General features: G+C 39.3%; 16 protein-coding genes and 2 tRNA genes. 8 read left to right on the top strand and 10 right to left on the bottom strand.

Annotation, left to right across the window (positions count from 1 at the left end; all coding sequences use genetic code 11):
• Both VB733_RS02225 and VB733_RS02220 read left to right on the top strand, forming a co-directional pair.
• The gene (locus tag VB733_RS02225; RefSeq protein WP_323338482.1) at nt 1-228 is read left to right on the top strand and encodes a type II toxin-antitoxin system HicB family antitoxin; all 228 of its coding nucleotides are present in this window, start codon (nt 1-3) and stop codon (nt 226-228) included.
• A 1-nt stretch (nt 229) separates the two neighbouring features.
• Nucleotides 230-445, top strand: a complete 216-nt coding sequence (locus tag VB733_RS02220) for a type II toxin-antitoxin system HicA family toxin (RefSeq protein WP_323338481.1) — start codon at nt 230-232, stop codon at nt 443-445.
• 235 nt (nt 446-680) lie between these two features.
• Here the strand turns inward: VB733_RS02220 and VB733_RS02215 are convergent, their stop codons facing one another.
• Both VB733_RS02215 and VB733_RS02210 read right to left on the bottom strand, forming a co-directional pair.
• Nucleotides 681-1,697 carry a GTPase gene (locus tag VB733_RS02215; protein WP_323338480.1) on the bottom strand — a complete coding sequence of 339 codons (1,017 nt, stop codon included), beginning with the start codon at nt 1,695-1,697 and terminating at the stop codon, nt 681-683.
• Between the two features lie 324 nt (nt 1,698-2,021).
• Entirely contained in the window at nt 2,022-2,570 is a 549-nt protein-coding gene (locus tag VB733_RS02210) for a hypothetical protein (protein ID WP_323338479.1), read from the bottom strand.
• Nucleotides 2,571-3,055: 485 nt separating this feature from the next.
• On the opposite strand from VB733_RS02210, the gene hoxU reads away from it, so the two are divergent.
• The gene (gene hoxU / locus VB733_RS02205; RefSeq protein ID WP_323338478.1) at nt 3,056-3,772 is read left to right on the top strand and encodes a bidirectional hydrogenase complex protein HoxU; all 717 of its coding nucleotides are present in this window, start codon (nt 3,056-3,058) and stop codon (nt 3,770-3,772) included.
• A gap of 107 nt (nt 3,773-3,879) precedes the next feature.
• Complete coding sequence (locus VB733_RS02200) at nt 3,880-4,353, top strand: peptidoglycan-binding protein (RefSeq protein WP_323338477.1); 474 nt, start codon at nt 3,880-3,882, stop codon at nt 4,351-4,353.
• A gap of 117 nt (nt 4,354-4,470) precedes the next feature.
• Here the strand turns inward: VB733_RS02200 and VB733_RS02195 are convergent, their stop codons facing one another.
• The gene (locus tag VB733_RS02195; RefSeq protein ID WP_323338476.1) at nt 4,471-5,577 is read right to left on the bottom strand and encodes a HEAT repeat domain-containing protein; all 1,107 of its coding nucleotides are present in this window, start codon (nt 5,575-5,577) and stop codon (nt 4,471-4,473) included.
• Nucleotides 5,578-7,039: 1,462 nt separating this feature from the next.
• Between VB733_RS02195 and VB733_RS02190 the strand changes: the two genes are divergently transcribed.
• A complete protein-coding gene (locus VB733_RS02190; protein WP_323338475.1) occupies nt 7,040-7,585 on the top strand; it encodes a phycobiliprotein lyase in 546 nt (181 codons plus the stop codon).
• A 78-nt stretch (nt 7,586-7,663) separates the two neighbouring features.
• Here VB733_RS02190 and VB733_RS02185 read toward each other — a convergent pair whose 3' ends face one another.
• The gene (locus tag VB733_RS02185) at nt 7,664-8,161 is read right to left on the bottom strand and encodes a hypothetical protein (RefSeq protein WP_096618541.1); all 498 of its coding nucleotides are present in this window, start codon (nt 8,159-8,161) and stop codon (nt 7,664-7,666) included.
• A gap of 334 nt (nt 8,162-8,495) precedes the next feature.
• On the opposite strand from VB733_RS02185, the gene VB733_RS02180 reads away from it, so the two are divergent.
• A complete protein-coding gene (locus VB733_RS02180) occupies nt 8,496-9,710 on the top strand; it encodes a glycoside hydrolase family 10 protein (protein ID WP_323338474.1) in 1,215 nt (404 codons plus the stop codon).
• 65 nt (nt 9,711-9,775) lie between these two features.
• On the opposite strand, the gene VB733_RS02175 is transcribed toward VB733_RS02180, so the two are convergent.
• From VB733_RS02175 to VB733_RS02155, 5 genes are all read right to left on the bottom strand, one after another.
• Entirely contained in the window at nt 9,776-10,393 is a 618-nt protein-coding gene (locus VB733_RS02175; RefSeq protein ID WP_323338473.1) for a TMEM165/GDT1 family protein, read from the bottom strand.
• Nucleotides 10,394-11,455: 1,062 nt separating this feature from the next.
• A tRNA-Thr gene (locus tag VB733_RS02170) sits at nt 11,456-11,527 on the bottom strand.
• A gap of 97 nt (nt 11,528-11,624) precedes the next feature.
• Nucleotides 11,625-11,705, bottom strand: a tRNA-Tyr gene (locus VB733_RS02165).
• Between the two features lie 146 nt (nt 11,706-11,851).
• On the bottom strand, nt 11,852-13,741 hold the full coding sequence (gene mutL, locus VB733_RS02160) for a DNA mismatch repair endonuclease MutL (protein ID WP_323338472.1): 1,890 nt from the start codon (nt 13,739-13,741) through the stop codon (nt 11,852-11,854).
• Between the two features lie 234 nt (nt 13,742-13,975).
• A complete protein-coding gene (locus VB733_RS02155) occupies nt 13,976-15,019 on the bottom strand; it encodes an adenosine deaminase (RefSeq protein WP_323338471.1) in 1,044 nt (347 codons plus the stop codon).
• 295 nt (nt 15,020-15,314) lie between these two features.
• Between VB733_RS02155 and VB733_RS02150 the strand changes: the two genes are divergently transcribed.
• Complete coding sequence (locus VB733_RS02150; RefSeq protein WP_323338469.1) at nt 15,315-16,715, top strand: polysaccharide biosynthesis/export family protein; 1,401 nt, start codon at nt 15,315-15,317, stop codon at nt 16,713-16,715.
• A gap of 89 nt (nt 16,716-16,804) precedes the next feature.
• Complete coding sequence (locus VB733_RS02145; RefSeq protein ID WP_323338468.1) at nt 16,805-18,952, top strand: GumC family protein; 2,148 nt, start codon at nt 16,805-16,807, stop codon at nt 18,950-18,952.
• Nucleotides 18,953-19,266: 314 nt separating this feature from the next.
• On the opposite strand, the gene VB733_RS02140 is transcribed toward VB733_RS02145, so the two are convergent.
• The gene (locus VB733_RS02140; protein WP_323338467.1) at nt 19,267-20,211 is read right to left on the bottom strand and encodes a response regulator; all 945 of its coding nucleotides are present in this window, start codon (nt 20,209-20,211) and stop codon (nt 19,267-19,269) included.
• Nucleotides 20,212-20,268: the final 57 nt, after the last annotated feature.

The raw sequence follows: 20,268 nt of genomic DNA, 5'->3' as shown, positions 1-20,268 counted from the left end.
ATGAAACAGAAAAAACAATTTACTGCGATCGTTGAACGTGAAGATGACTGGTACGTTGCACTTTGCCCAGAATTAGATATTGCTAGTCAAGGTAAAACAATTGAAGAAGCAAGGGATAATTTAGTCGAAGCAGTAGAATTATTTTTTGAAACTGCATCTAGCTCTGAGATTGAAGAGAGGGTACATACGGAAGTATTTGTAACACGCTTAGAAGTGAGCGTTGGGTAAATTGCGTATTCTTTCAGGTAGGGAAGTCTGTAAAATCCTTGAGCAAAATGGTTTTATCCAGGTACGTCAACGTGGTAGCCATATTATTATGCAATTACAAATCGAAGGTTCAACTGTAACTGTTCCTGTACCAGATTATGATGAATTGAAAACAGGTACTTTACGGTCAATTATTCGTCAATCGGGACTTTCTCGTATTCTTTTTGAGGTTGATTAGAAGGACGAGATGCCAGTAAATTGGATAGTGCGATCGGGCAAGTTAAGAATGATTTGATTTCTGGATTGGGTTAGGTTTTTGTAGTGCGGGCATCTTGCCCGCTTTTTTGTATGTATTTTGGATGCAGTAGGGAGCAAGATGCTTCCATTATATTCCTAAGTTTTTTATTATTAAAACCATCGAATCCTTACAGACAATCTCATCGAACTTTTGATAAATCCGCTATCATAATTGATTAATCCCAAAGCCAGCTTACGCAACCAACGGCAGCACCAACAGCACCTCCAATTACAGTTCCAACTGGACCAAATACACTACCTATTGCCGCACCTCCTAACATGAGAGCAGGAATAATTCCAGCATCAATCATCTTTTTTTTAATTATATTTTTTTGTATGTCATCAAAGTTTATTTTTGGAATTTCATATTGTGCACCTACACCTACACATTGTTCATCTTCACCATAAAATCGCCAGTTCGGGTCTTTGGATTCTTGATTTTTTCTTGATTTATTTATTCTATCTGCTGTAGCAATTAAAAAAGGTAATATGCCTTTTTCGTTCATCCTAGCAAAAATTTGCGTGTAAAGTTCTCCTAACCACTCTTTACCATCTGGGGTTGTCCTACATTCATTATCTACAGCTAAAGACGGAATATTATTGGCTATTTCATCATCGGTAAATTTGGAAATTTCTTTTCTAATCAATTCTGTTCTTTTTGCTAATTTTTCTTTATATTTCTCCGGCTTAACAGAATTAGCATAAGTAAAAACAATAATAGCGTGTTCCCATATCTTAGGCGTAAATGCTTCTGAAATCAGCTTAATTCCTCGTTTCTCATCACCTGTCACCCTTGTCTCATCAAGACGACTAACAAACCACATTAAGTCTAGTTCGCTTACTTTTGATTGCATCAATTCTAAGTAATTTTTATCATTCCCTGCCTCTTCTACATCGTCACATAATCCTGGTGTATCAAAAATAGTAAATTCAATATTATTAATTTCTCCGTCATATGCTTTAACATCCATTGTTGTTGCTTCATCATCTCCTACTTGAGCGATTTCCTTACCCATCAGTGAATTCACGGTACTTGACTTACCGACTCCTGTTCGTCCAACTAAAAGGAAAACAAATTTTTGACGCTGGGCAGATTTTATCTTTTCGATAAAAGATTGTAGTGCAGCTTTAGCCGCTTGAGCCATTTCTTGAGCCATCTCAATTGGATTATTTCTAGTGCTATTCTCAGTCATATCTTTTTTCTAAGATTACTACTATCATTAAGATACCCAACGAGGTTATAAAAATTAATCTCAAACTTAATTTAGCCGGTAGTTCCCGCAGGATAGTCACTAAATTTAGAATTTCAGTAGGTTGGGTGAAATGAAGTATAACCCAACATTAAATGTTCTTATAAACCAGAAATCTTGTGTTGAGTTACGATGCAAAGTAGATAATTCATAAAAACTCAGAATTCTTGTAGCGACTGTGTTAAAAGTCGAGCGATCGCAATAATCCGAATTTGACGGCTTCCCCTGTAATATTAAAATTTCATTGGCAATAGGTTTAAAACTATTTCATTTCTGCAAAAGTTGTAAGATATTTTGCAATTTTAAATCGCTCCAATTCAAGGTGACTGAACTCTGAATAGTTAACTCTCCTTGTTTAACATTTGTAAATAAAGCAGAATTACTTTCAAGGGTATGAAAAAGAATATCTATTAACTGTAATTGCTGACGAGGAAGTTTATAGTATATTTTATCTTTCTCGACTCTGACTTCTTCCGGTAAAACTCCATTAGGTATTTTACCTCCTAAAAATATCTGCCACCCGGCAATTAAGGAACGATATATCAGTGACTCAGTTTCGAATTTAGGAGGATTTAACAAACGAATTTCACCTTGCAAATAATCTTTATGTAAGGTAATTTTTTCAGGCATAAAATGCAATTTTATTTGAATTTTATTAACCTCAACTGTGGCAATTAATCCTTCCTCTGTGTCTGGTTCTAAACTTTTTATTTGCTCAACCCTCGACTCTGCTTGTTGGCAAAGTGACAAAACCGTTTTTTTCTTCAATATCAATTCTTTTGATTGTGGAGCAAAAGAAATATAATCTTCAAGCATTCCTTGAATAAACTTTCCTGACTGCTGTAAACTGCCCGTGATTTTATTAAGTAAACTCATATGTTCTTGATAACAATTTTCTTGTAACAGTTATAACCTGCTTAAAAATGCTAAGTAACCGTATTTACACAGTGCGATCGCATTTGTTCGGTTTTAGGGGAAAATGCGGGAGTTATCTAGTTTCAGTACAGGCTATGTAAGCCAGGAATTATTGCGTTTATTGAGATTGAAGCAAGTGCGATCGCCAATCCAGCAGTTTTCTAATCGGTATCCTGCATCAAGCTTCACTTATCTTAACTTTATTTCATATAGATTTTTTTTGATAAATGTCTCCTTGTATCTATTAGTATGAAATAAGGTTGCACAGAAATATTCTTCTGATTTAGATATTTTCCATATAGCTGGTGAACCCATTTCCCCAAGTTTTCTAGTAGAAGCTAAACACTAATTATCTATCCTACAAATTTTCAATTTGAGGTGACTAAATGGCGGTAAAAACTTTAATAATCAATGACCAATTAATTAGTGCGCGTGAGGAAGAAACGATTCTCCAAGCAGCACAGGATGCAGGTATTCATATTCCCACACTTTGCCATTTAGAAGGTGTTTCTGATATTGGTGCTTGTCGGTTATGTTTGGTAGAAATTGCAGGTAGTAATAAGCTTTCACCAGCTTGTGTGACGCAAGTGGCTGAAGGGATAGAAGTAAAAACTAATACAGAAAGATTGCAGAAATACCGACGCACAATTGTGGAAATGTTGTTTGCAGAAGGTAATCATGTTTGCTCAGTCTGTGTCGCCAATGGCAATTGTGAATTACAAGATTTAGCAATTGAAATGGGGATGAATCATGTCCGTTTAGAATACCAATTTCCTCAACGTCAGGTAGATATTTCCCACGATCGCTTTGGTGTTGACCATAACCGATGTGTCCTTTGTACTCGCTGTGTACGTGTTTGTGATGAAATTGAAGGAGCGCATACTTGGGATATGGCGGGCAGGGGGAAAAACTCCCACGTTATCACCGATGTCAACCAACCTTGGGGAACTTCTCTAAGTTGTACATCCTGTGGTAAATGCGTTAATGCTTGTCCAACAGGTGCGATTTTTGACAAAGGTTCTAGTGTGGGTGAAATGGTACATCAGCGCGATCGCATTCAATTTATTGTGACAGCAAGGGAGAAAAAACAATGGTTTTCGTAAAATTAGCAATAGTTTCGCAATAGTATAGTTGTCATCTTATCCAAAACTTCCGGAACGCATTCAAAAGACGATGGGGTAGTAAATAAAAATGCACGCAGGTCAAAATTATGCCAGCAGAAATTTCCGGTAGCTTCCCCACGTTAAAAATCGGTTCGGAGGGTGAAAAAGTCAAAGAACTACAAAAATTATTGAACCCCAGACTTCCAGGAGTCGATAGATTTCCTATAAATGGTATTTTTGGCTCGGAAACTGAACATGCTGTTGAAACTGTGCAGTATCAATTTTTTCTCAAACAAACTGGTATTGCTGATGAAATGGTTTGGAAGTCTCTCCATGCAAAAGCGCCTGTAGGTAAACCTTTATTGCGTCGCGGGATTAAAAGCGAATTAGTCGCGATGGTTCAGGAAGTCCTAAAAGATAATGGTTTGTATGGTGGTGCAGTTGATGGGGATTTTGGCATCAATACAGAAAATGCAATTAAAAACGTTCAACGCACCCGAAAGTTGGCAGTTGATGGAATAATTGGCAATCAAACTTGGAAAGCTTTATGTGACATTGCCACTTTTGTCAGTGTTGATTAAGAAATAGTAATTGCGAAGATATAATGGGATTTTTGGGTAGGTAAATTTACTAAATTCTTGAGAGAAATTACCGATTATAAGGATGAGACAATTAACGTTTATGGTTACTGCCCTCTTTTATTTACCCCTACTCTTTCTCTCCCTTCTCAAGCATTTCAATGCATCATTCAGCAATACCAAAACAAACTCTGTTGAATCAAAATTCTTGACTTGCAAAACATCACAAAAGGCAGTCAAACTAGAGATAACCTGTTCCAGTTCCACAATCGATAATTTACTAGCTTTTTCTTGAATATTCAAAGCAATAATACCCAAGTTTAATGCTGCATTCACACAAACTTGATTATCTTCACTCTCAAATACATCCATCAAAATACCCATACTTGTGGGAATTTTCAAACCCATTTTAATTAATGCTTTCGCAGTATTAATACGAACATAAACATTACTATCTTCCAAAGCAGAAACTAAAACACAAGCAGCAATTTTTCCTTCCTCACCAAAAGAACCTAAAGCATCAGCTACAGCAGCACGAACCCGTGCATCTTGATCTGCAAAAATAGCAACTAAAGCAGGAATTACCTCACTGGGTTTGCCAATATTTGCTAATGCTAAAGCAGCTTTACTCCGAACTCTGGGATAACTATCTTGTAAAGCCAGAATTAAAGCCGGAATAGCAATTTTGGCATCTTTTATTCGACTCAAAGCTTCAGCAGCATTTGTTCTGACCCAATCATCTTGATCATGTAAAGTGAGAATTAGTGGCTCGACAGCAGCTTTCGCTTTTTGATGAAAACAACCCAATGCAAAAGCAGCACTAGCACGCACTTCTGGAGATGTATCCTCTAAAGCTAAAATTAATGAAGGAATTGTTTTCGTTAAACCAATCTTACAAAGTGATTCAATCACAGTGACGCGAATAGTAACACTTTCATTTTGTAAAGTATTTAGCAAAGCAGGAACAGAGGCTTCTGCGGCAATACCAATGTTTCCCAATGCGATAACGGCGCTGTAGCATAATTCTGGTTCGTTCAAAGCCGCAATTAAAGCAGATACCGCATTTTGAACTTCATTTTCCATTGGCAATAAAATAGTAACAGTATCCGAACTAAGATGTGAATCTTGGGCTTGTGAGTTTTGGGCTTGTAAATCCTGAGTTTGTGACTTTTTAATGCGTAATTTTCTGAAAAATAGCGATCGCAACGGTTTCACAATATTTTTCATCAAGTTTATTGCTCCCTGACGCTTTAATTTTCATATTCCCGTATCCATCTGAAACTAGTGCCAATTTCCAATCAATCTCACTAAATTAATCATTAATAACGAAGATCGAGATTTTTTAGTTGAGTCTTTCCTGTTATAAGTCCTGTTTCTCTTTGGTATGCAGCTTGTATCAAATTTAGAACACTTTTCTGGCAAGAAATCTCAGTAAACAAGAATCAAGTAAGTCTAAAAGCTCAGAAAATCGTGATTGCTTTCTACTAAGTAAAATTATCTCTGATGATAGAAAATAGAACCTCTGATAATAATACAGTTCCAAAATTTAAATTACGGAAAATTTCCTCAAAATAATCAAAAAATAATTGGTATTTTAAATACTTTTATATTCTGTACTCAGCAATACAATCTGATCAATATGTGAGTATTTAAATCGGTCTTAATTAGGGGCGATTTATCAACTAAATCTGAAGTGCAAAGAAACCTACTTTCTTCAATTTAAGCATTTAGTATCATCCTACTTATTTGCCGAGAAACTAAAACTCCCTTAATGCCAATATACTTATAGTATATTTGTACTGCTGTGTCAAGTTTGCTTAATAAATCATTCTCAGGATAAAGATTTGCAGAAATGCACTTGCCCCAAAGTTGCACTACTTGCATGGACATACAGTTCTTGGGAATTAGTTTTAGATTAGCCCTGTAGGTGATGTTTTTTTTGATCTGGCGAAACTATAGTTTTGGTGTTTGCAGGCGATCGCTGTCACAAAAAGTCATAAAAAAGTAATCTAGGCTGAAATGAAAAATCCATTGCTCATCGTAACTAAAAGCCTTTCAGTTCAAGGATTATTGATTCTGTCTTCTATTCTGTGTTCTTGTACTAGCAATTCCCAGTAACAAATCTCAGCAAGCAAATTTAAGCAAAAAGGTATCGTGATTGACAGCTTTTTTCTGGTGGTCTGTCACAATCCGTAAAAACTGTACCGTAAATTGTAACCGTTAATTGTGGTTATCAATATCAATTGTACAGTTATCCAATACAAAAGGAGAACAAGTATGAACAACGAGACCACTGGTCAAATGACATGGAAATTACCAGGTTCTACCGACTGCGCTTTGCACCTCTGGCATAATGCATAATTCATAATTCATCAGAACCTTGGCGACCTTATCAAGAATTTCCAGAATATTTTATCCCAGACCCACCTGGATTTTCTCAAGGCTACGCAACTTTTACAGCTTTGTTGAAGAAAAACTGGCAGTCGATGTAAGTACACCTTCGATACGTGAAACAGGCATTCCAATCATACATAGACTGCAAGTTCTAGTTCACAAAATATATCTCCCATTGATCAATTTTGAACAAACTAAACATTTTTTAATGTTAAGATTTGTAATTATCTGAGTGAGGAGCTTGACTCAATTTAAGCTTCGTGAATGTGTCATAGTGAAAGAGGTACTAGACTTCATGACAACCCCTGTACAGATTGCACAGTACGACCTAGAATCGTTGGTAGAGAGTTTTTTTCGAGAGACAGAGGGTAATTGGCGTTCTGAGCGGCGCTACTATACCCTCAAGAGTGGTGAGGTTGAAGAAGTAATTAGTGATATTGCGATCGCATTTTTAGAAAAAGGAAGCACGGAACTGGTTCAACTAGCTCAAAAGCATGAGTTAGCTGATACGAGTGCTTTAGTTTGCGGTTCCCAAGTCAGTTGGATAAGTAACTATTCCAAACCCGGTAGAAAACCTGTGACGGGTTCAACAGTGTTTGGGGTTCGGGAAAATATTTTGTTTCGAGATAGAGGGTTTGCAACATCTAAACCCGTAGCTGCGGAATATTTCATGCGTGAATTAAAAACTATGCATTTGCATACCGAATATGGTGGTTCGACGTATGAGGAAGAGATTAAATTGATTGGTAGTAATTATCGTACTCGTCAGACGATCATTTCCCGTGCAGGTGAGGAAATTATGATTGGGCAGTATTTAGAAAGACGGGTGATGTCTTCATAGCCGATTTTATATTTATCCAAAAATTCTTGGATAAATATAAACCTAATTATTAATTCTAATAGTAGCAAAAACTGAATTTTAAGCCGAAATCGGTTCTGCTTTTGCTAACTGTGCTTGATTAAGATCAAATCTAATTGTACATGCCGCCCAATCTTTCAAGTCGGGTGCTAGCCAAACAAGTCTCCGTAAAATATCGTCATTAACCCACAACACTAGAGGGAAATGGAATTGTTTTCGTAACTCATCGCGCATTAAGTTTGTGGAAACAATTAGCTGATTAATGGCAGTCACCGACTCCAAGCCTCTAATCATTAACGCTTCGGGTTGAGACGAACCAATTTTTGTGCGAATAGTTGTGAATAGGGTATCACTACTTGGGGGAATAATAATTTCCTCAATATCAACTGGTGAATATTCTTTTAACAAACTCAGAACATCTTGCTGTCGTTTGGAAGAGTTACAGCAAGCTAAAAGTAATGAAAAATCACCACCAGCAACTATTATTGCTCTTGCCAGTGTCTTGATGGCTGCTGTGGTATTTACCACGCTGTTTTGTGAATTAACTAAACCTATCATCACACACCCTGAGTTTGTTAAAAAAATAATGCAAACTAATAAAAATATCAGCAAAATTACCCATATGTTTGGCAATTTAATTTGGCAAGTGGGTAATTTTGTTGACATGTATTTGGGATAACCTTAGGTCGATTTTAATCAGGGTCTGGAAGATGAGGGTGAGGTGCATGACCCCACACCGAAAAGATACGTATTAGCTGAGGAATTTACTTAATTACTAGAAGTGGACAAAGTTAATGGGGAAAAGAATATGCAACTTCTTTGCATTATGTACAGTCGTAGTTTTATCATGCGGTAGTAATGAATTTTTGCGAAAATTACACGAAAATTACATATGAATTGGTTTGTCAAGTGGAGTCGCAAGCGAGGTTTTTTGACTGGGTTAGTGGCTTTGAGTATGGCTATAACGATGCTCTTTTCTTTGCCACTTTCGGCACAAATGGCTTCGCGTTTGCCCAGAACTGAATTGCGAGGAGTATGGTTAACTAATATTGATAGTAATGTTCTGTTTGAGAAAAAACGCTTAGATAATGCTTTGCAAAGTCTCAAAAATCTAAATTTCAATATTGTGTATCCAACGGTGTGGAACTGGGGTTGGACACTTTATCCTAGTAAGGTTGCGGAACGGGTTATTGGTAAAGGACTCGATCCCGAACCGGGGTTACAAGGGCGCGACATGCTCAAAGAAGTGGTGGAAAAGGGACATGAGAAGGGTTTAACAGTGATTCCCTGGTTTGAGTTTGGGTTTATGGCTCCCGCAGATTCGCAGCTAGCCAAACGTCGTCCCCAGTGGTTAACTAGTCGTCGAGATGGTACGCAAATTTGGAAAGAGGGTACTCACGATCGCGTCTGGTTGAATCCTTTTCGTCCTGATGTCCAGCAATTTATCCAAGATTTAATTGTCGAGATTGTCAAAAATTACGATGTTGATGGGATTCAATTCGATGACCATTTTGGTTTGCCGGCGGAATTAGGATATGATTCCTACACGGTAGCGATGTACAAAAAAGAACATCGGGGTAAATTGCCACCAAAGAATCCTCAAGACGCAGAATGGTTACGTTGGCGGGCAAACAAAATTACCAACTATATGAAGCAGGTGTTTAAGGCTGTTAAAGCTGTCAAAAAAGATTGCATAATTTCCGTGGCACCAAATCCACAGCGCTTTTCCTATGACTTTTATTTAGCAGATTGGGCAAGATGGGAAAGAATGGGATTAGTTGAAGAATTAGTTTTGCAAATATACCGCAATGATTTAAAGGTATTTAATAGCGAATTAGAACGACCAGAAGTGAAAGCTGCACGTAGTCACATTCCCGTAAGTATTGGCATTATTAGTGGCTTGAAGGGTAAATTTGTGCCGATGCAACAGATAGAGACACAAGTTAAAAGTGTACGCGATCGCAAGTTCGCTGGTGTCTCGTTCTTTTTCTATGAAACTCTCTGGAATATGAGTAAAGAATCTATGCCACAACGTCAAGCTAGTTTACGGGGAATTTTTCCGACACCAGTGAAATATCCAAATTTATTAGCTGATTGGAAATCCTAGAGGGGGAAGTGGGGAAAAGGGAAAAGGTAATCTCTGATTTTACCTTTATCCCTAATTTCTAGTTCCTAATTTTTTTCAAAGATTGCCAAAATTCCAAACAGTATAAATAAACCTCCACCGACAAAAGTTAGTTGACGTTCTGTGATGCGTCCACAGAGCATTTTCCCACAGGTGACAGCAATTACGGTACAAATGGCATGTCCTAAAACGCCTCCTGCGGTGACTCCAAATGGGTTGTTGTTAATTGCCAGGGAGATAGTTGCAAGTTGGGTTCTGTCACCCCATTCAGCAATAAATGTCAATAAAAATCCTTCGAGCCAGATTCCCCAATTAGTTTGGGTTACGAGTTTTCCTTCTGCTTTGTCAACTGCTTCTTCTGCCTCTTCCAGAATGCGATCGCAGTTATTTTTTACGGGCATCTTATAGGCATCATAAATTAATTTTAATCCGAAGCCTAGAAATAAAGCAATTTCTAAATGGTGTACAATATTTTTAGGTAAAAATGATGCGAATTGACCTAGAGCTACCGAAAGTATTGTCATTGCCGCTAAGGCTGATGTCGCAGCACTAAATATTAGCCAACGTGAATGTTTCATGGCTAAATACATAGCAATAAAAAATGTTTTATCGAGTAATTCTGAAGCAGTAATAACTGTCAATCCCGCAGTGAAGGCTGTTAGCACTCTCAAGCTCCTTTTGAGTTGTTGCGTGGAGAGCTTGATGAAGCTAACAAAGACCTCACCAAGCTCTACACATTGATATATGTGTGAACTTAGTGAAGGTCTTGCTTGCAATTATTGTTTATTTGTTATTAGTTAGTAGTTAATTATATTTACTTATTTACTTAATTACTAACTTTTAACTTTTGACGTTAACTTTGCCATTTGAACCAGGTTCATCACCAGTATGTTGACTCAAATGAACTGACAATTTCAGAACTAATCTTTAGTTATCTGTATGTGTCAGCTAGCTACTCCCCTTCATTTTAATATTCTAACTATACATATATTTAAGCTCAAAGTAAAGCGATCGCACTGTGATTTATTGAACTGGAATACAAGTGATAATATTATGATTGAAAAATGAAAATTAGTAATTTAAATAATGAGAATAAAATGAAAATAACTAGTGTAAAAATAATCTTTCATTCTCAAAAAATTGGTAACTCAAATTGGGATAATTATTGATACAATTACGTGCTTATAATCCGAAACAGAGAAAAATGAGCCATAACTTCTGAACTGGAATTGATATCATAACACCCAATACAGTTCGGTTAGGGAGGAAAAGGGTAAGAATAAGACTTAATCGTCTATACGCTATTGATTCTAAAAGCTACAAGCTAACCGCTAATAGCCATTTTTGCTTAACCGTATTGTCACAAGAGCAACAGCAACAGCAATAAAAAAAGCCCCCTAATTCAAAATTGAAAAGGGAGCTATGGTGTGGTGTGAGGAGCAAACTAAATGTTTGCATTAATCTAACTATATCAAATAAATGTGAAGTAACTATGACACCTAAGTAAAAATTCTGTAAGTATTTAGTAATTGAATTTACACACGCATCATCTATATCATGTCGAAATTACTGACAACTGAAAGAGCCTTGAAATTGCATAGTCATCAGCTTCGTCTTAATAATTATGTTAAAACTGGTGTGGAGAAATATTAAAATTGATAAAAGAAAAAAATACACCGGCAGTTGCCGCAGTTGCCTAACTACCAGAAATCACCAAAAGTTAAATAAGCCCATGACGGGGATTGAACTCGTGACCTCACCCTTACCAAGGGTGTGCTCTACCACTGAGCTACATGGGCAATTGAAATAAAGCTTGAAGTCAGCATAAAGGCTAGGATTTAATTGTAACATTAAAAATTAGCCTTTTAAAGCTTTTAACTTCTAACAGTTTGGATGTGGGCCGAGCTGGATTTGAACCAGCGTAGCTTTCGCAGCGGATTTACAGTCCGCCCCCATTAACCACTCGGGCATCGACCCTTGCTGTCCACGATTAAACATCTTAGCACAATCTCTATTAATTACAAGGGCTTTTCCAAGAAATTTGAATTTGGGAATGAAAGGGCTGAAAAATTGACTCAAACCACTATTTGAGGCACGACTATACATGATGCGATATGCATTTTTTAAATTCCATGACTTTTTCCAACTACCCAATGTCGTTTAAAATAACGTGATAGGGATGATTCTGGTAGAGACAAACAAATTGGTCTACCGTGGGGACAAGTGCGGGGGTTTCGGGTATTTTGCCACTGTTCTAATAAGGTTTGCATTTCTGGTAAAGTCAGAACTGTGCCATTACGAATTGCGCTACGACAAGCAACAGCGACTTGTGCAGCTTTTAAATCACCACCTTGACTTAATTCTAAGATGGCTTCGTGACAATCTTTTCGTTCTTTGAGCATTGCGGGAATAGTACGTACAGCCCAAAGTTTTTCTCCAAAGGGTTGGATATCTAAGCCGATACGCTGTAGTTGTTCGACTTGTGCGGCTGTTAGTTGAAATAAAATTAATGGTGGTTCGATCGCAATCAATTGCCAGCGATCGCATATTTGTTCGTATAATACTCGTTCGTGGGCGATATGTTGTTCGACTAACCAGAGTCCACCTGGATGTTCGACAACTATGTACATGTTGTTGATTTGGGCGACTGCTTTCAATAATTGTTGTGGACAAGATTGAGAATTTGGATGTCTTTCAATATTTTCTTGATTTTCCCGCCTGGGTTCACCGTGATTCCCATTCTCTCGATTGCTGATTTGGTGATGTTCTGGGGATTGAGGTTGAATTGAACGATTGGGATTGTAGGAATTTTCGGCTTCGGCGACTTTAATTAATTTAGTCACTCGGCTAGTGTGAACCGATGTGTGAATGGTATCGGAGTTAATCCGTAAGGATTGTTCTATGGCTTGGGTAACTTGTTCTTGCCAAAATTCGAGATGATTCAGATAAATTTCGCTTTTTGCGGGATTGCGATTCCAGTTGATATGTTCAGGAGAAATTTGTAAATGTAACAAACACACAGGAAAGCGATCGCGTGGTAATGTACGATGAAAGGCACTAAATACAGCTTGTTCTAGTTCTGAGACTTTCACCATACGTTTATTAACCGCAATTCTCACCCAGTCGGGGCGATGACGGTGACATCTATCAGGAAGTCCTGCAACTAGATGGAGGCTGTGCAGGGGTAGGGGAGAAAGTTGACGATGTGCAAGCCCTGGCGTTGATTCTGGTGTGAATTGTAAGACTGTTTGTGTTTGAGGCGATGGTAATTCAACTTGAACTTCGTGTAAATCACCTTGACGGACTTGGTGTAATATTTGGGGTAGTAATTTCCCCATTGTCGTCGCTGGACTCAGATTAAACCAAATGCGATCGCTTTGCCAAATTTGCCAAGCAACTTGGGGATGACATAGGGCAATTTGGTAAATAATTGCTTGTACAGCTTTCATTTGCTGTGAGATATTTGGTAAACCCTGCCGTCTTTCCGGACAATTACCAAATAGATTCGAGACTGTGACTACTGTACCAGGTGCGATCGCAGTTGCTTCGATTTCTAATACTTTACCACCTTGACCATATACTACTCTCCATCCACATCCATCATCATTTCGTGATGTGTTATTGGATGTTGGAATCTGGGTAAAATGGGGAAGAAAGGTATGATGGGAAGTCCGACTGAAAATTTCTAAATTTGCCAACGTCGTTAAACTGTGTAAAGCTTCACCACGAAACCCCAAACTGCGAACATTCCATAAATCTGCACCTTGATGTATTTTACTCGTACTGTGAGCGATCGCGGCATTTTGTAAATCTTCGTAGTTCATTCCGCAACCGTTATCGACTACGCGAACTCGCCACTGCTCTGGATGTAAATACACTACTATTCGATTTGCACCTGCATCAAGAGAATTTTCGACTAATTCCCGCACTACAGCCGCAAACGAGTCAATTACTTCGCCTGCCGCAATTAGATGTACGACTTCGTTGGGTAAAGTTTGAATCGTGGATGCCATAACCTTTATTTTAGGTTATGAGTAAACACCTATACCGATTTTCAAATTTTCAAAGTTTTAATTTTTATGACAAATTGCAGAAGTTCTATAAACCCTCCATCAAAAAAAACTCTGTGTACCCGCAGAATACACAGATAGAAACAAATTCATATATTCAAGGCATTTGCTTGCATCAGAAGATAATTGAGGCTGATACAGAAAGGTGGTGATTATATTATTTTGCAAATTCCCCAATCATTCTCGATTTGCGGCTACTTTCGCAGGTGGCGGATTCAACATCCCACTCAACAATGACGCGGGGCGCTGTTGGTAAGGTGAAGCAAATGCATGTTTAAAAGCTGCATCTTGACAAGCTTGTAACTGCTGAAAACTAATAATGTCGTAAGTCAAGAGATTTTCATATTCAAATGGCAAACGCACATTATGTAAACCCGCATTATCAGTGCAAATGGCAATATCCACACCTGCTTCAAAACACTTATCAAACACCGTCTTCAACTGGCGAATATCATCCAAAGTACCCGTCTTAATATAGGTAGTGGGACAAACCTCCAAACATTGTCCCCGACGTGCCAAATCTGGTAATAATTCCGGATACAGTAAAGGAATTTGGATACCATGTCCAATTCGCTGCAACAATGGTATCAACTCCGGATAGCAGCCGGCGGTAGTTTCGTAGAGATGCCCGGTTGTCTTCACACCCAAAGACAGGGCATATTCATACAACTGCAACCATTCATCTAACCTCTCAGCATAATAGCGATCGCCCCCCGCCACATCTACCGCGCAGACGAATTTTTGACTTTGTACAGCCAAATCAACAATTGCCTTATTCACCTCATAAGGTAAACGCGAGTGCATACAGAGGATTTGACTTGTGACAATTGGATATTCAGGGATTTGGCTAGCTTTTCCCACCACATCCACAATTTCCGCCATTTTATCAATCCGTTCCCCTTGACTCAAATGTTCAGGAGTCCGTAGGTAGGGAGTATAACGCAATTCCAAGTATGCCAAATTCTCGAAAATATAAGCCCCCCGCAGCAAACGATAAATAAAATAAGGCAAAGTTTCTACCGTTTGCACGCTTTCCACTAAAGTGTGTAATTCCAGATATTCATCAAGAGTATTACGGGGTTTTGTATAAAATTCTTCAAACGCCGGATAGTCACTAAAGCGGGAAATCATTTCCTCAGAATGACGCTGGAAGTATCGCCATAACACGCGAGGTACTACCGAACCCCCAAGATGCCGATGCAATTCCGCATATAGAGCCATAGTGGTCTTTTTGAATAAAAATTTAACTAATATTAACAAACACCTGGAAAAAAAGAATCTATACCTATAAAAATCTTTTGTGAAGAAAGTTGGTAGAACTCAACTTGATGCTCCAGCCAAGTCCAAAATATAAGTAAATAGAGGTTTTGTATAAAATATCCGCTCCAGCTAGGAGACACTTTCTAGATTTCGAGAGTAAAATAGCCTCTCGGCGCTCCAAAGCTTAATAGTTGGGTAAAACTTCTAATTGGCTGTACGGACACCAAATGTTACACCAATGTTGCACCAAATATTTATGGCTCAGATTTGGAACATGCTTGCATTCCGTGCTTTCTGTTTTGCCAGTCTTCAGGCAGGCGTTTTCTTCGCAACCTTAGCTCAACCAGCTTTTGCTCAGAATAACCAGTTATCCCAAGTGCCGCCGCCAGGGCAACCAATTCCGGTTTTACCTGAGGAGACAGAATCCCCTTTACAACCAGCTTCCCCCCCATCCAATATTGAGTCTACACCATTAGATTTTAATGACGGGATTTCCCCGCAGTTCAATCGCTACTATTTGGGTGTGGGAGATTCAATCAATATACTAGTACAGCGTCCTCCAGGTCGCTTTCGCTTGGGGCAAGGGGATGCCATTAGCGTCATAGTACAGCGTTTTCCAGATTTGAGCTTTCAAGCCCAAATAAATCCGGAAGGAAATATTGTTGTCCCGTTATTAGGGACAGTGCAGTTGCAGAATCTATCGCTACAAGAAGCACAGGAAAGGATTCGTATTGCATATAATCAATATGTTGTCAACCCTGTAGTGGCGTTATCTTTAACTAATCAACGTCCCGACCAAAATTTCCAGTCGCAGGTCAATCCCGAAGGTAATATTACCGTACCTTTATTGGGAACTGTTTCCGTAAAGGGTTTGACATTGGAGGAAGCGCAAGAAAAAGTACGTTTGGGACTGAGCAAAATTCTTGTAGACCCAGTTGTAACGGTATCATTATTTTCTCCTCGCCCGGTACAAATAACCGTTAGTGGTGAAGTTTTTCGACCAGGAATTTACCCAGCAACTTCATCAATACCCCGTGTTACAGATGCTTTGTTGTCGGCAGGTGGTTCAACAATGATGGCTGATTTGCGCCAGGTACAGGTACGGCGAAGATTGGTGGATGGGACAGTAATTTCCCAAAATTTGAATTTATATGCATCTTTGCAAAATGGTGGTTCTTTGCCTAATTTACGTTTGCAAGATGGTGATGCGATTGTCATACCCCGGCGAGAAGTCGGTACCGATGATGGTTACGATCGCAATTTAATTGCCCGTTCTTCCCTGGCTGTACCCCAAATCCGCATCCGTATTCTTAACTATGCCGCCGGTGGTTTAGTCACTCAAGCATTGCCAAATGGGAGCAGTTTCGTCGATGCGATCGCGGGAATTAATCCCGAAAATTCTAACCTTCGTGACATTGCTTTAATTCGCTTTGATCCCGAACGAGGAAAGGCTGTCACCCAGCGAATCGATGCGAAGAGGGCACTTCAAGGAGATGTAACACAAAACGTGCCACTGCAAGATAATGATGTTATTGTGGTAGGTCGAAACTTACTGGGTAAAATTACTAACGTCCTAAGTACAATTACTAGACCTTTCTTTGACGTACAATCGTTTATTCGTTTCTTTGAAACCTTAGGCGGAGGGAGAAGTAATTAGGGACAAAAGACATGGGGATATCCATGTTTCTCAATTAAGTTTCTCTCTCCCAGTCTCCCACTTAGCACTCAGCATTCACCACTAAAACAATGACACCACCGATTGTTAAACGCTATCTCATTGCATTTGAAAAATACAAGTGGATTGGATTGGCTAGCTTCGCGTTAGTTGTAGCGGGTTCAACGGTGGTGGCTATGCAACCGGAACCACCTGTCAAATATTTGGCAGATGCCGCATTGACATACTCTGGACCGCCAATTTCATTTTCGGCGATTGGTAGCGAAATTCAACAAAAAGGGCAAACGTTAACTCCAGAAGATTTACTCTCCGAGCCAATCGTACGGGCAATTATTGAGAAAACTAAACTTAAGCCCAAGCAACTTTCGTCAATGATTGCCATTGAATTTCCGAAAGCACCTAAACCTGGTGAAACCGGGTCTAATGTTATTGAGCTTAAATATCAAGATACTGAACAAAAGCGAGCCGCAGAGGTCTTACAAATCTTAATGCAAGCGGCAGTGAAACTAAGTGGAGAAAGGAACACAGGTCAACTCAAATCTATTATTGGTAAAATTGAGGAACGATTACCACAGGCAAAGAAAGAACTTGAAGCCGCAGAGCAAAAGCTGGAAGCATATGATCGAGTCGAACGCCCAGCGATTTTAGCAGCCGAAAATGGTAGTTTGTTAACTGCCGTCACTACAAGTCAAAGCCAGCAACGTTTATTACAACAAACTTTGATTGGCATTGATGCCCAAATTCGTAGCTTGCAAAGCAAATTGGGCTTAACTCCCACCGATGCTTATGTTTCTTCAGCATTGAGTGCAGACCCAATTTTAAACAACTTGCGATCGCAAATTTTTCAAGTTGATTCCCAAATCGAAGTTTTAAAAAAAGATTTGCGTCCCCAACACCCAACAATGGTGCAGTTGATGCGGCAAAAAGAAGCTTCGGAAAAACTATTCCGAGAGCGCGCCAATGAAGTTGTCAGTGGTGGTGGCAATGCTGCTCCTCTACCAGCAAGTGTTGCGGCGCTACGTGCCCGTAGTAATTTAGACCCCGCACGCCAAGAACTCGCCAACCAATTAGTTGCACTGCAAACACAACGCGATACTCTTATCCAACAACTGAATAATGAAATTCGCCAAGAAGCAAAACTTCGTCAAGAATATTCCCTCATCCCCAACAAACAACTAGAAAGAAATCGTCTCGAACAGCAGATACTCCTCAAAAAAGCTGTTTACGACCAAATGCAGTTAAAAATCACAGATGCCAAAACTGCGGAAGCAGAAACCGTCAGCAGTTTGAGTATTGCTAGACCCCCTCGCGTCATTGCTGATGTCAAACCCCCGAAAAGTGTCCCCGTGACTTTAGGCGCAGGAGGATTCTTTGCAATTATTGTTGGCGGTGGAGTTATATTCCTATTAGGTTCCCTCGAAGGCACTTTCAAAACCCAAGAAGATATTCGCGACAACTTGAAACAAAAAGAAGTTGCCCTGTTGGGAGAGTTACCTTTACTACCAGTAGATGACCTAGAGAAAGGAGAGTTACCAGTAATAATTTCTCCCGAATCACCATACTTAGAATATTATGAGAAATTTCGTAGTAACTTACGTCGAATTGGCAATAGTAATTTAAAGGTAGTATTAATCACTAGTGTTGGTAGTTCCGAAGGTAAAACCATTAGTGCCTACAACTTAGGAATAGCATCAGCCCGTGCTGGTAAACGTACTTTAATCATTGAAACAGATTTGCGATCGCCCTCTTACTGTGAATCTTTAGGTGTAACAGTAGACCCCAACGCCACAATTGAACCATTACGTTATTATGCTAGCCCCAGCGAATGTGTCCGCCTCGTCCCACAAGTCGAAAATTTATACATTGTCCCCAGCCCTGGTCCAGTCCGTAATTCCGCCGCAATCATTGAATCAAGCGAAATTCGCCGACTCATGGAAGACGCAAAACAACGTTTTGATTTTGTTATCTTAGATACTAGCCCCCTAGGGTTATCCAACGACCCATTATTAATCCAGCCATACAGTGATGGTATAATTATGGTGGCACGACCCAACTACACCCAAGAAAGCGTATTTAGCGAAGCCATCGAGCAATTATCAGAGTCAGACATGGACTTGCTAGGTGCAATAGTCAACGGTGCTGATATTATTGTTGCTCCGCCTCAACCAGTCGTGGCTGTAGATGAAATAGATAAAGTTGCAGCAAACGGAAGAAAGTAATTCAGGCTTGCTGATGAGGATGGTGATCGCTCTTTTTGTTAAGTATCAATTAATACTTAATACTAGTATTAACAAAGCCTGGGGTTTAATTCCCCTGTCTCTATAGACAGCTTGTTTTGTGTCGGGGTAAAATCCCCGTCACAAAGCGTAATTGCGAATTGCGTAGCTTTAGCTTCTCGCTCTGCGAGTATTGCGAATTGCGAATTGCGAATTGCGAATTGCGAATTGTTTTAATATAAATCCCTACCCAATAAATAATTTTGAGCAGGGTGAGAAGTTGGTTTGTTATATATTGATATGATTGACAGATAGTTCTAGCTACAATGAATTGCCATCAGCGCAATCGCGGTTAATTGCACAGAGGAGTGAATGAGCTTGAGTTCATCTTCACGTAAGGTAAAGGGTTGTTTCCACTGAAGTGAAAGCACCGCTAAGGTTTGACTGCGGTAAATAATTGGTATTGCTAAATGTGCTTTAATACCGCTTTCCGAATAATGCGGCAGCCCAGCTAATTTTTCATCACTAGGTACATTTGCCGCCACCTGGATTTGCTTAGTAGCGATCGCTTGATTAACTAATGGATCACTAGCCAGCCAATTGTTAATTGTACCATTGCTGCTGTAAGTCCCTTGGGGTGAAGTGAGTGTTTTACCATCCACCATCTGGAGAATACAAGCATCCGCAGCAAAGCTATCACCAAAAGCACTAGCAAGAGGAACGAGAGTATCCTCAAGACTGGAAGATATTTGTACCACATTGACTAATGATGTCAACAATGACATTTGAGCATTGGCACGACGTAGTTCTTCGGTTCGTTGCTTGAGTAAGTCGTAGGTTTCCGCAGCACGTTGGACTACAGCCTTCAGTTCTGTTGGGTCCCAAGGTTTGGTAATATACTTGTAAACCTGTCCAGCATTAATTGCTTCTACTAAGTCCTCAATATCGGTAAAACCAGTGAGGATAATACGGACAGTATCAGGAAACTGGGGAACCGTTTTACTGAGAAACTCAGTTCCCTTCATCTCCGGCATTCTTTGATCGGATATGATTACTGCAACTTCCCCTTCTTGTGCTAGAACCTGGAGAGCATTGACACCACTATCAGCCTTGAGGACATTAAAGTCGCGACGAAAGGTACGATAGAGCAAATCGAGATTATCTGGCTCATCGTCAACCACTAATAATTTGAGTTTTTTTGGTTTTTCTGAAGTCATCAATTGTTTGGGAATTTTATCAGTTTCAAGAATCAGATTATCCATAAGATAATTTTTTTAAGTTTTTAACAAAGCCTGGGGGTTTAATTCCCCTGTCTCTAC

It is taken from the genome of Calothrix sp. UHCC 0171, from assembly GCF_034931845.1.
Taxonomy (GTDB): domain Bacteria; phylum Cyanobacteriota; class Cyanobacteriia; order Cyanobacteriales; family Nostocaceae; genus Brunnivagina.
The sequence above is the reverse complement of the archived record's forward strand: the minus strand, read 5'-3'. Positions and strand labels throughout refer to the sequence as shown.

Coding starts and splice junctions, on each gene's coding strand:
- VB733_RS02225 (WP_323338482.1), top strand. CDS start 1: ATGAAACAGAAAAAACAATTTACTGCGATCGTTGAACGTGAAGATGAC.
- VB733_RS02215 (WP_323338480.1), bottom strand. CDS start 1,697: ATGACTGAGAATAGCACTAGAAATAATCCAATTGAGATGGCTCAAGAA.
- VB733_RS02210 (WP_323338479.1), bottom strand. CDS start 2,570: ATGCTTGAAGATTATATTTCTTTTGCTCCACAATCAAAAGAATTGATA.
- hoxU (WP_323338478.1), top strand. CDS start 3,056: ATGGCGGTAAAAACTTTAATAATCAATGACCAATTAATTAGTGCGCGT.
- VB733_RS02200 (WP_323338477.1), top strand. CDS start 3,880: ATGCCAGCAGAAATTTCCGGTAGCTTCCCCACGTTAAAAATCGGTTCG.
- VB733_RS02195 (WP_323338476.1), bottom strand. CDS start 5,577: ATGAAAAATATTGTGAAACCGTTGCGATCGCTATTTTTCAGAAAATTA.
- VB733_RS02190 (WP_323338475.1), top strand. CDS start 7,040: ATGACAACCCCTGTACAGATTGCACAGTACGACCTAGAATCGTTGGTA.
- VB733_RS02185 (WP_096618541.1), bottom strand. CDS start 8,161: ATGATAGGTTTAGTTAATTCACAAAACAGCGTGGTAAATACCACAGCA.
- VB733_RS02180 (WP_323338474.1), top strand. CDS start 8,496: ATGAATTGGTTTGTCAAGTGGAGTCGCAAGCGAGGTTTTTTGACTGGG.
- mutL (WP_323338472.1), bottom strand. CDS start 13,741: ATGGCATCCACGATTCAAACTTTACCCAACGAAGTCGTACATCTAATT.
- VB733_RS02155 (WP_323338471.1), bottom strand. CDS start 15,019: ATGGCTCTATATGCGGAATTGCATCGGCATCTTGGGGGTTCGGTAGTA.
- VB733_RS02150 (WP_323338469.1), top strand. CDS start 15,315: ATGGCTCAGATTTGGAACATGCTTGCATTCCGTGCTTTCTGTTTTGCC.
- VB733_RS02145 (WP_323338468.1), top strand. CDS start 16,805: ATGACACCACCGATTGTTAAACGCTATCTCATTGCATTTGAAAAATAC.
- VB733_RS02140 (WP_323338467.1), bottom strand. CDS start 20,211: ATGGATAATCTGATTCTTGAAACTGATAAAATTCCCAAACAATTGATG.